This window comes from Pseudomonas umsongensis (assembly GCF_012647205.1).
Taxonomy (GTDB): domain Bacteria; phylum Pseudomonadota; class Gammaproteobacteria; order Pseudomonadales; family Pseudomonadaceae; genus Aquipseudomonas; species Aquipseudomonas umsongensis.
Map to the genome: position 1 here is coordinate 3,339,415 of NZ_CP051487.1, position 17,959 is coordinate 3,357,373.

A 17,959-nucleotide genomic window follows, 5' to 3' on the forward strand; every position below is an offset into this window, starting at 1 on the left:
TCAAAGCGGTTCAAATTAATTTAATACTGAGGGTTCCGCCTTGGCGATGGCTCCTGCCACGCGTCTATGTTTTCGTTACCCCAGGCACATCCATGTTTATTTTGCGCCATGCGGCTTCGGAGAAGCTGTAAGCTGAAAAGGCGATCAATCCCAATGCCATCACCATCAGAATCAAACCGCCAACAGGCAGGTTCTGAAGAGCATCGAGCGCTTCCTTCATGCCGGGTGGATCCGTGGCTTGATAACGGGAGCCGCTGATCGCCAGGAGCAGGGCTATCTCGAGAAACACCACGCCGCGAGCGATGAGTCCGAAACGAGCCACCGGACGGACGTATCGCATCACGTCCTCATCAGCCTCAAAATACTTCTCGAACGACGCTTTCCATCCTTTGATGATGTGAGCGATTCCTACGCCTAATGGAACGAGCGCCACGAGGTAGACGACCACGTTTGAGTGATCCCAGGACAAAAGATGCGCCAGTAGATCCTTCGTCTCTCCACCTCCGGCATTACCTGAGCTTCTGACGCCGCTGATGAGCAACCCTAAGGCAAAAAATGCAAGAGCACCATTGAGTAAACCGCCCGCCAACAAACCCGCACGAATCACCAGCCCCTTTAGTTTCGTACCGTGATGATCGACGTCGCGAATGGCTTGCAGCACTCGCCACCCTGCGAAGGCCAGTAGTCCCGCCACCACTAGCCCAACCAGGACATATCCAAATGGCTGGCTCAATAACGCTTCAAGGCTTTTGTGGCTGTCCTTCGGTTTTGTTGAGTCTTGAGCCGCCAGCAGCGCGAAGATACCAATGATCAGATACAGAACGCCGCGAGCGGCATATCCGCCCCGAGCGAGGACGACAAGGGTGTGTTGAGCGGACATTCGATTATTTCCGTGGACGTGTACAAGAGCAGACCTATCGCTTCGGCAAGGGTTCGATAAAGGTCGAGTTCTTCAGTCACTCAGAACGGACGCTCTGTAGTGGGCAACTAATCCCGGACACGACGTTAAGTTTTTTCTCGGCCTTAGCTGGAGCCAGTCCGTTGTTGAGTTGGTGCGGTCTAATCCACTGCAATGTTTCAGATAAAGGGGCAACTGCGTTACGGAACACTGCAAAGTCCGATGCTTTTGCCGCCACGCAAACGTAAATGAGGCGTTGCCAATCAGCTACCGAAGAATTTGGAAATTGGCCGTTGACTTGCCGTCGGCGCCCGGCTAATTTCCGAGCATGACTTTCATCGTATTGCGCTGCCAGCCAAGCATTATTACCGCCATTCCTCATTTGGCGGGCTAGCTCACGACTGCAGCACCCAACCCGCCCTGGAGGCGGGTTTTCATTTTCTGTCTCGGGGCTCTGATCAATGTCAGGAGACGATCATGCCCAGTACGCTCGCCCAACACACCCTACTTGAGCAGTACGTCAAAAAGATCCTCGCCGCGCCGGTTTACGAACTGGCCGTGCATACGCCCCTGCAGCCGGCACCTGCATTATCGTTGGCATTGGGTAACCAGATCCTGCTCAAGCGCGAAGATCTTCAACCGACCTTTTCCTTCAAGATCCGAGGCGCCTACAACAAACTGGTCAACTTGAGCGCGGCGCAAAAGAAGCGCGGAGTGATCACCGCTTCAGCGGGTAATCATGCCCAGGGTGTGGCATTGGCAGCACGGCAACTTGGCATCGACGCCATGATTGTCATGCCCACCACGACGCCAGAGTTGAAGGTGTCAGGAGTCCGTAGTCGTGGCGCCCAGGCACTGCTGCACGGCGAAAGCTTTCCGTTTGCCTTGTCTCATGCACTAGAACTGGCAAGCCAAACCGGCAAAACTTTTGTTTCGCCTTTCGATGATCCAGATGTCATTGCCGGGCAGGGCACGGTCGCCATGGAAATACTGCGTCAGCATCAAGGGGGGCTGGATGCCATCTTTGTTCCGGTGGGCGGTGGCGGTTTGATCGCCGGCATCGCGGCTTACGTTAAATACTTGCGGCCAGAGGTGCGCATCATTGGCGTCGAGTCGGAACATTCAGCCTGTTTGAATGCAGCCCTCCAGGCCGATGATCGAGTGGTGCTGCCAAGTGTGGGCACCTTTGCCGATGGTGTGGCGGTCGCGCAGATCGGCGCCCACGGCTTTGAGGTGTGCAGGTTTTGCGTCGATGAGGTACTGACTGTCAGTAACGATGAGCTTTGCATCGCGATGAAGAATATCTACGACGATACACGCTCTATCACAGAGCCTTCTGGCGCTCTGGCCGTTGCTGGCATCAAGAAATACGTTGCGCGAACGGGTGTGCGGGATCAGACACTGATTGCCATCGACTCCGGCGCCAATATCAATTTCGACTCTTTACGGCATGTGGCCGAACGCGCTGCATTGAGTGAGGCATCAGCGTAATGGTGGATTCCAGGGCGTGATAATCCGGCCATGCGGTTGGATCGCCCTTCACCTGTTTGGGAGCCAGGGCCCCGCGTATGTTCTCGGCAGCCTCACCTTGTCCGCGCATCATGCGTAAGCGTTTGCCAAACACACCTACCGGCTTCCAACACCGCGATAAGCCGCGACTTCTAGAAATAGTTATCCTTCTACTGCCTGATAGACAGTGTCGCCCTCTTTGATCGTTTCGAGAACTTGGATGTCCTTGATGGTTTCAGGGGCAACCTTGGTAGGATCCTTGTTCAAGATAACGAAGTCGGCGAGTTTGCCTGGCTGCAAGGTTCCTTTGCTCCGTTCTTCAAAATATTGATAAGCCGCAGAGGCCGTAATGGACTTCAAAGCCACGTATGGGCTGATGCGCTGGTCAGGTCCAATCACCTCTCCCGAGCGACTGGTGCGGTTGACTGAGGCAAAGACGATCATCATTGCGCTAGGTGTGGCGACTGGCGCGTCGTGATGCTCAGTGAAAAGCATTCCGCGTTTGATGGCAGAGGCGGCAGGATCCCAACGAAATGCACGCTCTTTGCCCATGGTCACATCGCGGTGCCAGTCCCCCCAATAGAAGGTCTGCATGCCGAAGAAAGACGGGATGATGCCCAGCGATTTCATCTTGTCCAACTGATCTTCACGAACAGCCTGAGCATGAATCATCACCGTCCGACGATCACCTTTGCCGTACCTTTTTTCGGCTTTTGTCACCGCATCAATGAATGCGTCGGATGCAGCATCACCATTGCAATGGGCAAGCACCTGCCAGTTACTCTCAAATGCCTGATTGACAAGCGCTTCTCTATCTTCAGCTTTGGGAATTGCAGGGTAGCCTTTGTAGTCGGCTGCCTGGCCTGGCGGCGGAACCTTGTACGGTTCTGTCAGCCAAGCAGTGCGTCCTTGGGGAGAGCCATCCAAACTGAGCTTTACCCCGGCGATCCGGAAGTGGTTGTCGTACTCGACACTCGGAGAAACCGTTTTCATGAAAGCCTGCTCAGCCTGAAGGTCTGGATAGGCTGCCACATCAATCTTCATCTTTTTCTGGCTGGCCAGTTTTTGCCAGGTCTCTACCTGCGCTTTGCTGGCTCGGCCTTCCTGGGCCGTGGTAAATCCGTATTGTGCGTAGTAATCGGCACCGGCCAAGGCAATTTTTTCATTCACCGAAGGGTCAAAAGTGGCCAGCAGTTTGAAGATCGGGGCGAAAAACGCCATTTCCTCCAGCACGCCGTCAGGGGTTTTACCGTCGCTTGTACGACGAATCACGCCGCCGGAAGGGTCGGTGCTCTGCGCCGAAATGCCGGACATTTCCAGTGCTTTATGATTCATCACTGCCAGGTGGGCTGACTGATGGATAATGACAACAGGCAGCTCGGTAGAAACCTGGTCAAGATCATCTGCGTTGGGATGGCGCTGCTCCACCAATTGAGAGTCGTCATAGCCAAATCCGACAATCCAGCCAACCTTATCGATAGCGACAGCGTTTTTTTGCTGCCAGCTTTTCAACGCAGCTACCACCGCTGGAATGGATTTGCCCCCGCCATCCGGAGGTGGCAGCAGGTTAGCGGACAGTTTCTGAAAGCCCGTTGTCCAGGCATGGCCATGCGCATCAATGAATCCCGGAAGAAGTACCTTACCTTTCAAATCCACAAGGCGACTGTGATCTCCCTGACCCTTCAGGACATCAGTCTTGTTTCCGACAGACAGAATCTTTCCGTCCTTCACGGAAATCGCCTCAGCATAGGTTGGATTATCACCTTCCATGGTCAAGATAGAGCCGCCGAAATAGACGGTGTCTGCGACTTGAGTAGCCGCCTTTGCAGCGCTGAGGCCGCTGAGCGGAAAGCTGAATACCAACATCCCAATGGCTGTCCATTGAAATGCAACGCGTTTTTTAGGCATTTTTCCCGGATGATTTTCTTTCAACTGGATGCACTTCATCGATCATTCCCTAGATGGCGTTGACTAAGTCCTAAGGACAGGTCGAAATCGAGCGCTCCTGTCCGCTTGGCAGTAAAGACCAAGGATCGAAGGGGTGTACGATAAAAACAGTGCCGGACGATCCAGTCGCTTAGATTTCTGCGAGTGTTATTCGTAAGCGGCTGAGTGTCACAGGTAGGAGGCGACCCGATTACGGCTGACACGCGCCAAAATGTGATCATTGATTTGATGCACCGGCGCGTTTTGCTGGATAAGCCGCCCAAGCCGATCGGCCTTTCTCTCAACTTAGGCTAGCGGAAACTCAAGGGTCATTGCTCCCACTGTTCCAGTAGGATGGAGACGAATTTTTCCGCTGCAGGGGAGAGGGAGGCGCCTCGTCGGTAAACCAGTCCCAACGATCGGTTCACAACAGGCTCGATCAAAGGGATGCTCACCAACGTTGGATGATCCACTGCAGGCATTGCCAGGCTCGGCATTGCCGAAACGCCTAATCCAGCTTCTACCAGACCCAGCGATGTAGACAGGTGTTGCACCTCATAAAACCACTGCGGGCGCCAGCTCAAGCCCGACAAAGCGTGGTCAAGCAACATTCGGTTGCCGCTCAGGCGACCGACCCCGATCAGGCGGTAATTGCTGAGTTCAGACCAGGTGACGGCGCTTCGTTTGGCCAACTCATGATCGCGTCGACACGCCAGTACAAAAGGCTCGTTGACCAACGGCACGAACTCTATGTCCGGGTGCTGGCCGCTCATCATGTTGATGCCAAAGTCGGCTTCGCCACGCAGGACAGCCTCCAGCCCTTCGTTCGCACTCAGGTCAAGCAAGCGAATGCGAATTTGTGGATAGCGCTCGTTGTAGAGACGGATGACCGATGGCAAAAAATAGAAGGCTGCGGTGGGGATGCAGGCCAGGGTTACCCGGCCGCTTTGGCGCTCCGCCAGCTCCCGGATGTTGAGTATCGAGTCGTCGAAGTCATCCAGTAAGCGTCGTGCCTTGGGCAGGAAGTCTCGCCCGACACTGGTGAGGCTTACCCTTCTTGTCGTGCGATCGAGGAGCGCTGTTCCCAATCCCTCTTCAAGCTTTTTCATTCTGCGACTCAACGCAGGTTGAGAGAGATGCAATGCATCGGCAGCTTCGTGGAAACTGCCAAGTTCTGCGATCTTCACGAAAGATCGAATGTCATTGAGCTCATAATTCACTTTTTTTATCCCCTCAGAGGAGCGTTGGTCAGCCCAGTCATCCTAGGTTTATCATTCGTCAAACGCAATAATCAGGCTGATATTTGCATTGGAAACAATTTTGAAAGCCTGCGACTCTTGCTCACAAGACATCAATAACCCCCATTGATCAACAAGAGTCAGTATTCATGCAACGAATTCCCTGTGTGCTAATGCGCGGTGGTACTTCCAAGGGCCCGGTATTCCTCGCCTGGGATTTACCTGTTGCGATCGCAGAGCGTGATGAACTGTTGCTCAACCTTATGGGTTCTGGGCATGAGCTGGAAATTGACGGTATCGGTGGCGGTAGCCCACAAACCAGCAAGGTGGCGATCGTCAGCCCGTCGCTGCATCCTGATGCGGATGTCGACTATCTGTTCGTTCAGGTCATGGTCTCCCAGCGTCGAGTCGATACCGCGCCCAATTGCGGAAACATGCTCTGCGCCGTTGGCCCGTTCGCCATCGAGCAGGGGCTGGTCAAAGCCTGCAAAGACCTGACCCGTGTGCGTATTCGCAACCTCAATACCGGGACTTTTGTGAACGCCGAGGTACAGACCCCCGGTGGCACGGTCAGCTATGAAGGCGACACCGCCATCGATGGAGTGCCGGGTACCGCCGCTCCTGTGCAACTGACGTTCCTGGATGCTGCGGGCAGCAAGACCGGCAAACTTTTCCCGACGGGGCAAACGCAGGATTTAATCGACGGTATCCCCGTGACCTGCATCGACATGGCAATGCCGATGATGATCGTCGAAGCCGGCCAACTGGGTAAACAGGGTGATGAAAGCCCTGCTGAACTGGATGCCGATAAAGAGTTCCTGCGTCGCCTGGAGTCCTTGCGACTGCAAGCGGGCCTGGCAATGGGCCTGGGTGATGTCAGCGATAAAGTGATTCCCAAGCCCGTACTGGTATCTCCGGCCAAGGCCGGCGGCACAATCCAGGTGCGCTACTTCATGCCCCACAACTGCCACCGGGCCTTGGCGATCACCGGTTCCATCGGCCTGGCCACCGCTTGCGTCACGCCAGGCAGTGTGGTCGCGCAATTGCTTGGCGGGGTTAGCGAGCCGCGCTTGAAGCAAGTACGCATTGAACATCCAAGTGGTGGAATAGATGTCGTATTGTCTTACACCGGCGATCAGGGTGAGACCATTCGCGCCTCGGTGGTACGTACATCGCGTCGACTGTTCTCCGGTTTTGTCTACGCCGCGGCTTCCCAACGACTCGCCGGATAATTCCCCCCAGTCATTGCCGTTGTTGCATCAGCACAATTCTAAAAATGGGTGATGCCATGAAAGTTGTAAAATCGCTCTACTTCCAGATCCTCCTCGCCGTGCTGTTGGGCGTGCTGGTCGGACATTTTTGGTCGCAACAGGCCATTGCCTTGAAACCGCTGGGTGATGCCTTCATCAAGCTGATCAAGATGATGATCGCTCCGGTGGTTTTCTGCACCATCGTCACCGGCATCGCCGGCATGAGCGACAAACGCTCCCTCGGCCGCCTGTTGAGCAAGACCATGCTGCTGTTCCTGGCGCTGACCGTGATCAGTTTGATCATCGGCCTGGTGTCGGTCTACCTGTTCAAGCCCGGTGTGGGCATGAACATTGACCCCACCCAGTTGAGCACCAAGGGCCTGTCGCAGTACACCGATTCTGCCGCGAAGCTGGGAGTGGTCGAGTTTTTCATGCACATCATCCCGGACACGTTCATCGGTGCTTTCAATAAAGGTGAAGTACTGCCGGTGTTGTTCATCGCAGTGCTTTGCGGTTTTGCACTCTCGGCCATCGGCGAGCGTGGCAAGCCGGTGCTGGATGTACTGGAATCCGCCTCGCACATGGTGTTCAAGATCTTCTCCTACCTGATGCGCTTCGCTCCGATCGGTGCCTTCGGCGCTTTGGCGTTCACCGTAGGCCAGTACGGTATTACATCGCTGGGCTCGTTAGCCAAGTTGATCATGACGTTGTACATCGCCTGCGCGTTCTTCGTCTTTGTGGTGCTGGGGAGCATTTGCCGGGCCAATGGTTTCAGCCTCTGGAAGTTGCTGCGCTACTTCCGTGAAGAATTCCTGGTGGTGTTGGGGACTTCTTCCACTGAGCCTGTGATGCCGCGGATGCTGGAAAAGCTGCAAGCCCTGGGTTGCAAGAAAGGTGTGGTGGGGTTGGTGCTGCCAACGGGTTACTCGTTCAACCTCGACGGTACGGCGATCTACCTCTCGCTGGCAGCAGTGTTCATTGCCCAAGCCTGCAACATCGAACTGAGCATGACCCAGACCGTGACCATGCTGGCGATCATGCTCTTGTCCTCCAAGGGGGCTGCGGGTGTCACCGGCGCCGGTTTTGTCGCGCTGGCTTCGACACTCACCGTGATCCATGATATTCCCCTGGCCGGCCTCGCCCTGCTGATCGGTATCGACCGCTTCATGTCGGAAGCCCGGGCATTGACCAGTCTGGCAAGCAACGCGGTGGCTACCGTAGTGATGTCCATCTCGGAGAACGCCTGCGATCGCGAGACCTTGATGCGCACCCTGGACGGCACACCTTTGCCCGCGGTGGCCTCTACCCAAGTCCAGACGCCGGACGGGGACGGCCTGAAGGTCACGGAACACGTCTAACCGGTCACGGCTGAATCGAGCCCCCTTCAATACTTCAATTAACACCCCCCGCCAGGTACCGTTGATCGTGCCATCTGGCGGGCACGGGGTCGTGCGTCTGTGCGTCGGCCACGCTACTCATAAGAACAAGAGAACTTACCTATGCTCGCATTGCTTGGCTTGGCCATGGTGGTGGTCTTCACAGTCCTGATAATGACCAAACGGTTGTCGCCGATTGTCGCCCTGACAGTGGTGCCGATTGTGTTTGCCGTCATTGGCGGTTTTGGGGGCACTACCGGCAAGATGATGCTCGACGGCTTGAAAATGGTCGCACCTTCGGCCGCGCTCCTGCTGTTCGCGATCTTGTTTTTTGGCTTGATGATCGACGCCGGCCTGTTTGACCCACTGATTCGCAAGATCCTCAAGCGCGTCAACGGCGACCCGATGAAAATCGCAGTCGGTACAGCGTTGCTTTCGCTGCTGGTAGCCCTGGACGGTGATGGCACCACCACCTACATGATTACCTGTGCGGCAATGCTTCCCCTGTACAAACGTATCGGGATGAATCCAATGATCCTGGCGACCATTGCCATGCTTTCTCTGAGCATCATGAGTGGCATGACCCCTTGGGGAGGGCCCGCGACCCGAGCGATCGCGGCGCTGGGCCTGGATGCCGGTGCCTACTTCGTGCCGTTGCTGCCGACCATGATCGGCGGTGCAATGTGGGTGGTCTTCACCGCCTTCCTGCTGGGCCGTGCCGAGCGCAAGCGTATCGGTAATATCCAACTGGAAAGCGGCGGCGGTGATTGCTACATCAAGGCGATTCTTGAAGATACTCCGCACAAGCGCCCGAAGCTGGCCTACGTCAATCTGCTGTTGGTCATCGTGGTGATGGTCGCGCTGGTGATGGGGATCATGCATTCCGCGATCCTGTTCCTGATCGGGTTCGTACTGGCGCTGATGATCAACTATCCGCAACTGGATATTCAGAAGGAACGCATCCTTGCCCATTCGGGCAACGCGATGACAGTCGTACTCCTGGTGTTTGCCGCCGGTATCTTTGCCGGGATTTTTTCGGGCACCAAGATGGTCGACTCGCTGGCGCAAACCCTGGTTGACTGGATTCCGCCGTCTTGGGGGCATCTGTTCCCACTGGTAGTGGCGATTACCAGCATGCCGCTGACCTTCGTCCTGTCCAACGATGCTTACTACTTCGGTGTGGTGCCCATCCTGGCGAATGCCGCTGCAGCGTATGGCATTGATCCGGTGGAGATCGCCCGCGCATCGATTCTCGGCCAGCCAGTACACCTGATGAGTCCGTTGGTAGCTTCAACCCTGTTGCTGGTGGGAATGGTTGATCGCGATATCGGCGACTTCCAGAAAGCCACCGTCAAATGGGCGGTGCTCACTTCCCTGGTGATTACCGCGCTAGCGCTGTTGACCGGGGCGATCAGTCTCTTCACCTGATTCCCCCAATACCACTTGCTTTTTCCTGACGCGCCTCGCCAGTGAGGCGCGCGCTGTCCTGCACTCCAAAAAAACAACAATGAGTAGCTTGTCATGACCACTTTGCACACCCAACGGGCGCTATTTCCACTTCTTTGTTTGATGCCGCTGGCCAGTGCCAGTGCGCAAGGATTTATCGATGACAGCAAGCTCAAGCTGCAATTGCGTAATGTCTATTTCAATGAAAATTTCCGCGACGAGCATGGTTTGAGTGCCAAATCGGCAAGGACGGCGAAGAGCGAGCGAACCGAGTGGGCCCAGGGATTCCTGTTGGATTACCAGTCAGGGTTTACCCCCGGCACCATCGGGTTTGGTGTGGATGCCCTTGGCCTGCTCGGGGTCAAGCTTGACTCCGGCCGGGGCCGTAGCGGCACTGGTTTGTTGCCTGTCCATGATGACGGACGTGCGGCTGACGAGTTTTCAAGCCTGGGCATGACCGCCAAGGCCCAATTGGCGAAGACCACGGTCAAATACGGCACCTTGTTACCCAAGACTCCGGTGCTGATCTACAACGATGCGCGACTATTGCCGCAAACGTTCCAGGGCACACAGATCAGTAGCGTCGACATCGACAACCTCACCCTCACCGGGGGCTACCTGGATCGATTCAAACAGCGTGATTCCACCGACAGCATGCCGATTGTGCCCGACGGTTATGGCGGTGATAAATCAGGCGACTTCAGCTACGCAGGGGCCGAGTACAAGCTGGGGAAAACCATTCGCTTGAGTTACTTCTACGGCGAGCTGGAAAATTTCTACCGTCAGAATTTTGCGGGTATCCAGCACGATCTTCCGTTGGGCGGCGGCGTGCTGACCAGTGATTTGCGCTACTTCAACAGTGTTGATACCGGTTCTGCCTACAGCGGCAAGATCGACAACAACATGCTGAGCGGGCAACTGTCCTACGCCATCTCCGGCCATACCTTCGGTGGCGGATACCAGACCCTGAGTGGTGATGCTGGTTTGCCCTTTATCAGTGGCGCTACGGTTTACTCGTTCAGCAACGCCGGGATAGGCAAGTTCGTCGAGGAAGATGAAAAAACCTGGATGCTCAATTACGGCTATAACTTTGCTGCCGTTGGTGTGCCGGGCCTGACGTTCTCCACCCGCTATTTAAGCGGCAATGACGGTAAATCCAACACCACGGTAAAAGAGTGGGAACGTGATGCCGAACTGGCTTACGTCGTACAGCAAGGCACCTTCAAAGGCCTGGGTGTGCGGTTGCGTAACTACGTTTACCGCTCGGATTATTCCCGTGGCCGAGACAGCAACCGGGTCTACTTTACCTACGACATCGTTCTTTGGTGATCCCCTGATCGCGGCCTCGCGCACCCGTGATGTTGTTTGCTCTGGTTTTAGGTTTGGGCACCGTGGAGCAGGGCTCTGGAAAGGATAGGTAGGTTGTTGGCCTGCATTGAGACGAAGAGGACTCAATGCAGGCCAGGGCGCGATATCTATTCAGCGCAAAGCCCTGAATTCCGCCGAAACCTATCTTTGATCAAGCGTTGACTGGCACTGCTTTTTGCCTGCGATACAGGATCGTCGTCGCTGTGAACCCACACACCGCAGCAAACATCAGCCAGTAGGCGGGCGACGCCTTGTCTCCTGTTGCCTGTACCAGGATTGTTGAGATGGCGGGTGTAAAACCGCCAAACACAGCCGTTGCCAAACTGAATGCCAGTGAAAATCCTACGACTCGTACGTTCTGCGGCATTACCTCGGTCAATGCCGCAACCATCGCGCCGTTGTAAATGCCAAAGAAAAAAGAGAAGTACAGCAGCACGGCGAGCAGTCGTTCGAAGCTTGCCGCCGCGGCCAGCCAATGCATGGCGGGATAGGCGGTGAAGATGCACAGCAAGCTGACCGCCAGCAACAAGGGGCGGCGACCAATGCGATCAGAGATCGTACCGCCGATGGGCAGCCAGATGAAGTTGCTCAGGCCGACGAAGAGCGTGACCACCAGACTGTCGCTGGTGCTCAGGTTCAGTACAGACCGGCCAAAAGTCGGGGTGTAGACGGTAATGAGATAGAACGTGGTGGTGGTCATCGACGCTAACAGACCACCAGCCAGTACCGTGCGCCAGTTGTCGCGCATCGAGCGAAAGACTTCACTGGCACTTGGGTGATGGCTGCGCGCTTTGAAAGCATCGGTTTCCTGAAGCGAGCGGCGAATGATGAAGATGAACGGGATAATCAGGCAACCAATGAAGAATGGGATAATCAGGCAACCAATGAAGAATGGGATACGCCAGCCCCAGGCTGCAACGTCCGCAGCGTCCATGGACGCGTTAATCGCATAACCCAACGAAGCCGCAAGAATGATTGCCACTTGTTGGCTGGCCGACTGCCAACTGGTAAAGAAACCCCGGCGTCCGGGCGTGGCGATTTCAGCCAGGTACACGGAAACACCCCCCATTTCCGCACCCGCGGAGAATCCCTGCAACAGTCGCCCGAGCAACACCAATATCGGCGCTGCGATGCCTATGCTGGCGTAGCCGGGCACCAAGGCGATCAATACTGTTCCGGCAGCCATGATCGACAGCGTCACGATCAGTCCCTTGCGCCGTCCCACCTTGTCGATGTACGCCCCCAGCACGATAGCGCCCAACGGACGCATCAGGAACCCCGAGCCGAATACGGCGAAGGTCATCATCAGCGAAGCAAACTCGCTGGTGGCAGGGAAGAAAGTCTGCGAGATGTAGGTCGCGTAGAACCCGAACAGAAAGAAGTCGAACTGTTCGAGAAAATTGCCGCTGGTGACACGCAGGATGGCGCCCAGTTTCGACCCCTTGGATCGGGTGTCTTGAGTTGTTGTTTTCATCATGGCTACCGTGGTGATCAATATTGTTTTTGGAATGGATGGCTCAACGATCAGTCGCTTCCAGCGTTGATCGGGTTCGGTTGGCGTTTTTCGATGGAGTATTTGAGCAGCGCGGCGCTGCGGAAAATGCCATGGGCGAATTTGCTGTAGGGCATGGTCAGGAAAAACGCCATGACCAGGCCGAGATGGATCGCCAGCAGCAGGCCCAGGGCAGTGGTGTCGCGAAACGCGAGAAGTGCGAGGCCGCTGGCGCTAACTAGAAACAGCAGCGCGATAAAGCCGCGATCCATGGGTTTCTGATTCTCGTCGCCGTGCTCGGGGTGGCGACGCAGGTTCAGCCACAACAGGCCTGCGGGGCCGATCAGCAGGCCGAGTCCACCGGTGATACCCAGCATTACCGGCAAGCTCAGGACGGGGTAGGGCGCCGACCAGTCCAACAGGAAATGGTAGAGCGTGGCGACACCCGTGGCGGCGAAGCACAGCATGAAGCCGTAGAAGGTGAAGTGGTGGAAGCGCCGCCGCCACTGGGTGAATTGATCATCGGCGTTATTGCAGCCCTCGCCATGACCCCCGTCCAGGTATTTGAGTTGGGCGACGTTGGCCGTGGCCTCCAGCGCAGCGGCTGTCTTTTCCTGGCGGGGCGCATCCGCCGGTGAAACGTTGCGCCAGAAGCGTCGCACGCCAATCGTCAAAGCCAGTACCGCGAAGCCGAAGACCGCACCGAACATCAGTGCCAGGGTGTTATGCGGGAAGATCCCGTAGAAATTTCCCCCGGGCATTGCGGTAAACAGATTGCCCATCGCCAACAACGTGAGGCAGAGAAACAGCGCGAGCCCTGCACCGGATGCCAGCGCCAAAGTCAGTCCGTTGCGCCGGTACAACTTGCCCATCACCTGTGGCCAGGCGTACTCGGCGTAAGTGTCGAGGCGGACCTTGGCCATGGCCTTGGGCACATTGATTTCGAACTCGTGAGGGGCGGCGTACTGACAGGCATGCAGGCACGCACCGCAGTTATGGCAAAGGTTCGCCAGGTAATGGATATCGGCCTGAGAAAACTCCAGACGCCTTGTCATGGCCGGGAATACAGCGCAGAAGCCCTCGCAATAACGACAGGCATTGCAAACGGTCATTTGTCGCTGGACTTCGCTTTCTTCAAGGTTGAGTACCGGTATCAATTGACCCGGTGCCTGGGGATCAAACAGCTGCATGTTGGGGCTCCGTGGATGAAGAGGTAAGGAAGCCGGCCGCAGCCGCGGCTTGCACACCGGCGATGCGACCGAATGCGGTACCGATGGCCATGCCGATGCCGGCGGTATAGCCCTTGCCCAATACGTTGCCCGCCATCATTTCTCCTGCGACAAAAAGGTTGGGGCTAGGCTTGCCGTTGAAGTGAACGGCGGCGGTTTCGTCGGTAGCGAGACCTAAATAGGTGAATGTCACGCCGGGCTTGAGTGGGTAGGCGCAGAACGGTGGCTTTACCAGCGGGCGGGCCCAATGGGTTTTGGCGGGCGCCAAACCCTCGGTGTGGCAATCGTCCAGTGCGGTGTGGTCGAACGTGCCGACGCGGCAGGCCGCGTTGTATTGCTCGATGGTTTTGACGAATTGGGTAACGGGAAGCTTCAACTGGCGGGCCAGATCTTCCAACGAGTTGGCTTTAGTGCCCGGAAACACAGGCGGCATGAACCGGCCGAGGGCTTGTTGGTCGATGATCGAGTAAGCCTGTTGGCCGGGTTGACCCGCGACCAGGCGCCCCCAGATCGCATACCGCTTGGGCCAGAAGTCTTCGCCCTCGTCATAGAAGCGTTCACCGTCGCGATTAACCACCACGCCCAGCGATACGCAATCGATACGGGTACAGATACCACCGTCATACAGGGGCGCACGGGCGTCGATGGCCACCATGTGCGCTTGCGTCGGGTCGCCAATGAAATCGGCGCCCAGGGCCTGCATGCGCCGAAGCAGTACGCCGGTATTGAAACGCGTCCCGCGAATCAGAAAGTTGTCTGAAGGCCATTCTCCGCGCTCGTTTTGACCCCAGGCTTCACGGAGCCATTCGCGGTTGGATTCGAATCCGCCAGCGGCCAGAACGCAGGCCTTGGCCTGGATACGCTCGGCGGGAAAACGCTGACCATCGACCTCACGTTCACCGATGTACGCCGCGACGAACTCTCCACCCTTCAACTCAATGTCAGTGACTTGTGCGTTGTAGCGGATCTTGACGCCCAGCTGCTCGGCGCTGCGGAAGTAGGCATTAACCAACGCTTTGCCGCCGCCCATGAAAAACGCATTGGTGCGCGCAACATGTAGGGCTCCAGACAACGACGGCTGAAAATGCACACCATGGGAGCGCATCCAGTCACGGCAGTTCGACGAGGCGCGGATGACAATACGAGCAAGCTTTTCGTTGGTAATCCCACCGGTGACTTTCAGCAGATCCTGCCAATACTCTTCTTCGGGATAGGCATCGACCAGTACATCTTGCGGCGCGTCGTGCATGCAGCGCAGGTTTCGGGTGTGTTGCGAGTTGCCGCCGCGCCAGATTTTTGGTGCACCTTCCAGCAACATGACGCTAGCGCCGGCCTCTCGAGCCATCAACGCTGCACACAAGGCAGCATTGCCACCGCCAATTACTAATACGTCGATCATCATCACTCCTCAATCGCAAGGAGGCATGAACGAAGTGCTCCTCGCGAGTGGGGAGAAGGTAGAGCTGTCAGCTTATTGTCGAAAGGCGCGAAATGAGTTGGGGTGTTTAGTTTTCGTAAAGGCTTTGCCGGTTGGCGCTCACCGTAAAGCCGGGGTAGGGGGCATAGAGATCATGGCGCGACGTCTTCGATCCACGAAGCGCCCGGCCACTGATGATCAATCACCAACTGTCGCGCGACATCAGTGATGACCAGCCGCGCCGCCAGGGCTGCGGGAGCCAGTTCATCATCAGGCAGTGTCGCCAACAGGTTTCGTCGACCCACGTGAGCATCGGAAATATCCACCACGGAAAGTCCCGACTCGCCTTTAAGCGCCGCCGCCGCTCCGGGCTGGATGGTGGCGGCATGACCTGCGCGTACGGCGTTCATCAATACGGCAAGACCATCCACTTCCATGATGATGTTGGGCGCCAATCCCGAACGTTCAAACGCAACCATCAGCGTAGAACGCAAACCGTGTTGCACACTCGGCATCACCAGTGGAAGTTGACCCAGATCCGCCAGTTGCACGCTGGTTCCTTGGGGGGCGTGGAGCAGGTGAGGTGAGCTGATGACAAATAGTTTCTCGTCGAGCAGCGGCGTCACGCTCCAGCGCTTACCCCCTTCGAGTTGAAACAGAATGGCCAGGTCGATCTGGCGAGCATTGAGTTGCGTGGCCAAATGCCCGGACAGCATCTCGACCAGGTGCAATTGAATATCCGGGTAGCGCTCTCGCATCGCGTTGATCAATGGCAGGGCGAGAACAGTGGCAGTCGTGGGCGCCATTCCGACGGTGACATACCCACTCATTCGCCCACGGTGAGCCGCCATGATCGCATTGTCGGCCTGCCGCAAACACAGCTGGGCATGGTGCAGGAACGCCATACCGGAGCTGGTCGGTGTGACGCCAGTGGTGGTGCGATTAAGGAGGCGGGTTGACAGTTCACTTTCAAGTTTCGCGATCTGTTGGCTAAGGGCTGATACGCCCACGTCCAGTTCAAGCGCTGCGCGTCCCAGGCTGCCGTGTTCGAGGATTTTTACGAAATAACGCAGTTGTCTTAATTCCAAGCGTTGCTGCTCCACGTCAATTTGTTGTTGGAATGCCTACGTCTGAAGACTACCTATGGCAGCATTCCGGGCAGTAGCGCACTTCCTCCCGGCAGTGAGCCCACTTCTTCCTCCATGTGAAGAGAAGGCCGCATGCCAGGCATGCGTTGACAGGCGTTCACTCTTTTCAGAATGACTCACCTTCATCTAGTTTCGCGAGCAAAAATTGGCCACGTTGCCATAGTGCCTGCTGCCTGGATTCAGGCATGCGATCAAGGTTCTTATAAATCATGCTCATGCGCTGATTGCCACGCAGAAGGTCACCGTGACGCATCAGGAAATGCCAGTAGAGCGAGTTGAAAGGGCAAGCGTCGTGCGTCGTACTTTCACTGACTTTGTAAGCGCAGTTACGGCAGTAGTCAGACATTCGCTTTATATATTGGCCACTGGCGCAATAAGGCTTGGAGCCCACGTAACCGCCATCGGCGTGCATGACCATCCCCAACGTATTCGGCAGTTCAACCCAGTCGAACGCGTCCATGTATATCGCCAGGTACCAGTCGCAAATCTGGCTCGGCGCGATGCCGGCCAGCAGCGCAAAGTTGCCGGTCACCATCAGGCGCTGGATATGATGGGCATAGGCGTGTTTCAAACTTTGACCGATCGCCTGGCTCATGCAGTTCATCTTCGTAGCGCCCGTCCAATAGAACTCCGGAAGCGGCCTGCTGTTGCCAAACAGATTACCGCTGGCGTACTCGGGCATTTTCAGCCAGTAGACCCCTCGCACGTATTCACGCCAGCCGATGAGTTGGCGGATAAAGCCTTCGGCAGCGTTCAGCGGAATCCTGTGCGCCCAGTAAGCAGCTTCCACGTCATTGCACAATTCACGCAGATCCAGCAGGCCAATATTGAGTGCAGCGCTGATCCGCGCGTGGAACAGGAAGGGCTCATCACTGGCCATCGCATCTTGATAGTCGCCGAAGGCTGCCAGACCCCAATCGAGGAAATAGTCCCATAACGCCTGGGCGTCGGCGTGGGTTACCGGGTAGTCAAAGGTGTCGAGGACGCCATAGTGGCTGGAGAAGTTCTTTACGACCAGCGCCAGCACTTCCTGGGTAATCGCATCTGCCGAAAAGCGCACGGGCGAGGGGGGGCTCACGCCTTTGGGTAATGCCTTGCGGTTTTCCGCATCAAAGTTCCAGGAGCCGCCGACCGGGCTGCCGTCGCCATTGAGCAACAGGCCACTCTTGCGCCGCATCTCTCGGTAGAAGAACTCCATGCGCAGTTGTTTTTTATCTTTGGCCCAGGACGAAAATTCGGCGCGGCTGCAGAGAAAACGGCTATCGCTATGCCATTGGATCGCTAAGCCGCAGTCCTTGAGCGACTGCTCCAAGCGCCAGTCACCACACTCAGTCAGGTGCAGTTCCTCTGCGTGCAGCAGCGCCTGCCAGCGGCGCAATTCGCCCGGCACCGTTCCGCTATTCTGTGGGTCATCAAGGGTGACGTACTGCACGCGGATGCCACGCTGCTTCAACGCTTCGGCAAAATGGCGCATGGCGCTGAAGATCAGGGTGATTTTTTGCGGGTGATGGGGCACGTGGCTGGCTTCCTCCATTACCTCCACCAGCAGAACCGTATCCCGCTCCGCATCCAGCCCTTTCAATGAGGCCAGGTCGAAGGACAACTGGTCGCCCAAGACCAGGTATAGCCGGTGAGTCTTGTTCATTTGACAGGATCCAGCCT

General features: G+C 56.5%; 13 protein-coding genes and 1 pseudogene. 5 read left to right on the plus strand and 9 right to left on the minus strand.

The annotated features are described in order from the left end of the window. Positions 1 to 64: 64 nt before the first annotated feature. Positions 65 to 880, minus strand: coding sequence for a DUF1206 domain-containing protein (locus HGP31_RS15075; protein WP_168758083.1), 816 nt, complete (start codon positions 878 to 880; stop codon positions 65 to 67). 495 nt (positions 881 to 1,375) lie between these two features. Between HGP31_RS15075 and ilvA the strand changes: the two genes are divergently transcribed. Then, positions 1,376 to 2,389: a threonine ammonia-lyase, biosynthetic gene (ilvA, locus tag HGP31_RS15080; protein ID WP_080725354.1), complete on the plus strand. Its 1,014-nt coding sequence runs from the start codon at positions 1,376 to 1,378 to the stop codon at positions 2,387 to 2,389. 180 nt (positions 2,390 to 2,569) lie between these two features. Here ilvA and HGP31_RS15085 read toward each other — a convergent pair whose 3' ends face one another. Together HGP31_RS15085 and HGP31_RS15090 are read right to left on the minus strand one after the other, a co-directional pair. Beyond that, positions 2,570 to 4,354, minus strand: a complete 1,785-nt coding sequence (locus HGP31_RS15085) for an amidohydrolase (RefSeq protein ID WP_083349078.1) — start codon at positions 4,352 to 4,354, stop codon at positions 2,570 to 2,572. A 308-nt stretch (positions 4,355 to 4,662) separates the two neighbouring features. Continuing rightward, positions 4,663 to 5,553: a LysR family transcriptional regulator gene (locus HGP31_RS15090; protein ID WP_020797481.1), complete on the minus strand. Its 891-nt coding sequence runs from the start codon at positions 5,551 to 5,553 to the stop codon at positions 4,663 to 4,665. A 167-nt stretch (positions 5,554 to 5,720) separates the two neighbouring features. Between HGP31_RS15090 and HGP31_RS15095 the strand changes: the two genes are divergently transcribed. The 4 genes from HGP31_RS15095 to HGP31_RS15110 all read left to right on the plus strand — a co-directional run bounded on the left by HGP31_RS15095 (position 5,721) and on the right by HGP31_RS15110 (position 10,972). Further along, on the plus strand, positions 5,721 to 6,803 hold the full coding sequence (locus tag HGP31_RS15095) for a 4-oxalomesaconate tautomerase (protein WP_083349079.1): 1,083 nt from the start codon (positions 5,721 to 5,723) through the stop codon (positions 6,801 to 6,803). Positions 6,804 to 6,847: 44 nt separating this feature from the next. Then, a complete protein-coding gene (gene dctA / locus HGP31_RS15100; protein ID WP_168758084.1) occupies positions 6,848 to 8,179 on the plus strand; it encodes a C4-dicarboxylate transporter DctA in 1,332 nt (443 codons plus the stop codon). Positions 8,180 to 8,320: 141 nt separating this feature from the next. Then, complete coding sequence (locus tag HGP31_RS15105) at positions 8,321 to 9,625, plus strand: CitMHS family transporter (RefSeq protein ID WP_020797484.1); 1,305 nt, start codon at positions 8,321 to 8,323, stop codon at positions 9,623 to 9,625. Between the two features lie 93 nt (positions 9,626 to 9,718). Then, positions 9,719 to 10,972, plus strand: a complete 1,254-nt coding sequence (locus HGP31_RS15110; RefSeq protein ID WP_020797485.1) for an OprD family porin — start codon at positions 9,719 to 9,721, stop codon at positions 10,970 to 10,972. A gap of 190 nt (positions 10,973 to 11,162) precedes the next feature. Here the strand turns inward: HGP31_RS15110 and HGP31_RS15115 are convergent, their stop codons facing one another. The 6 genes and pseudogenes from HGP31_RS15115 to HGP31_RS15140 form a co-directional block, all read right to left on the minus strand. Continuing rightward, complete coding sequence (locus HGP31_RS15115) at positions 11,163 to 12,488, minus strand: MFS transporter (protein WP_168759175.1); 1,326 nt, start codon at positions 12,486 to 12,488, stop codon at positions 11,163 to 11,165. A 47-nt stretch (positions 12,489 to 12,535) separates the two neighbouring features. Beyond that, positions 12,536 to 13,693, minus strand: coding sequence for a tricarballylate utilization 4Fe-4S protein TcuB (gene tcuB, locus HGP31_RS15120; protein ID WP_168758085.1), 1,158 nt, complete (start codon positions 13,691 to 13,693; stop codon positions 12,536 to 12,538). Beyond that, entirely contained in the window at positions 13,680 to 15,131 is a 1,452-nt protein-coding gene (gene tcuA / locus HGP31_RS15125; RefSeq protein ID WP_168758086.1) for an FAD-dependent tricarballylate dehydrogenase TcuA, read from the minus strand. The genes tcuB and tcuA overlap by 14 nt, the downstream gene beginning before the upstream one ends. Before the next feature lie 170 nt (positions 15,132 to 15,301). Beyond that, complete coding sequence (locus HGP31_RS15130) at positions 15,302 to 16,237, minus strand: LysR family transcriptional regulator (protein ID WP_168758087.1); 936 nt, start codon at positions 16,235 to 16,237, stop codon at positions 15,302 to 15,304. Positions 16,238 to 16,286: 49 nt separating this feature from the next. After that, positions 16,287 to 16,379, minus strand: a pseudogene (locus HGP31_RS15135) (DUF2256 domain-containing protein); the annotation flags it as partial. A gap of 24 nt (positions 16,380 to 16,403) precedes the next feature. After that, complete coding sequence (locus HGP31_RS15140; RefSeq protein WP_168758088.1) at positions 16,404 to 17,942, minus strand: cryptochrome/photolyase family protein; 1,539 nt, start codon at positions 17,940 to 17,942, stop codon at positions 16,404 to 16,406. Between the last annotated feature and the right edge of the window lie 17 nt (positions 17,943 to 17,959).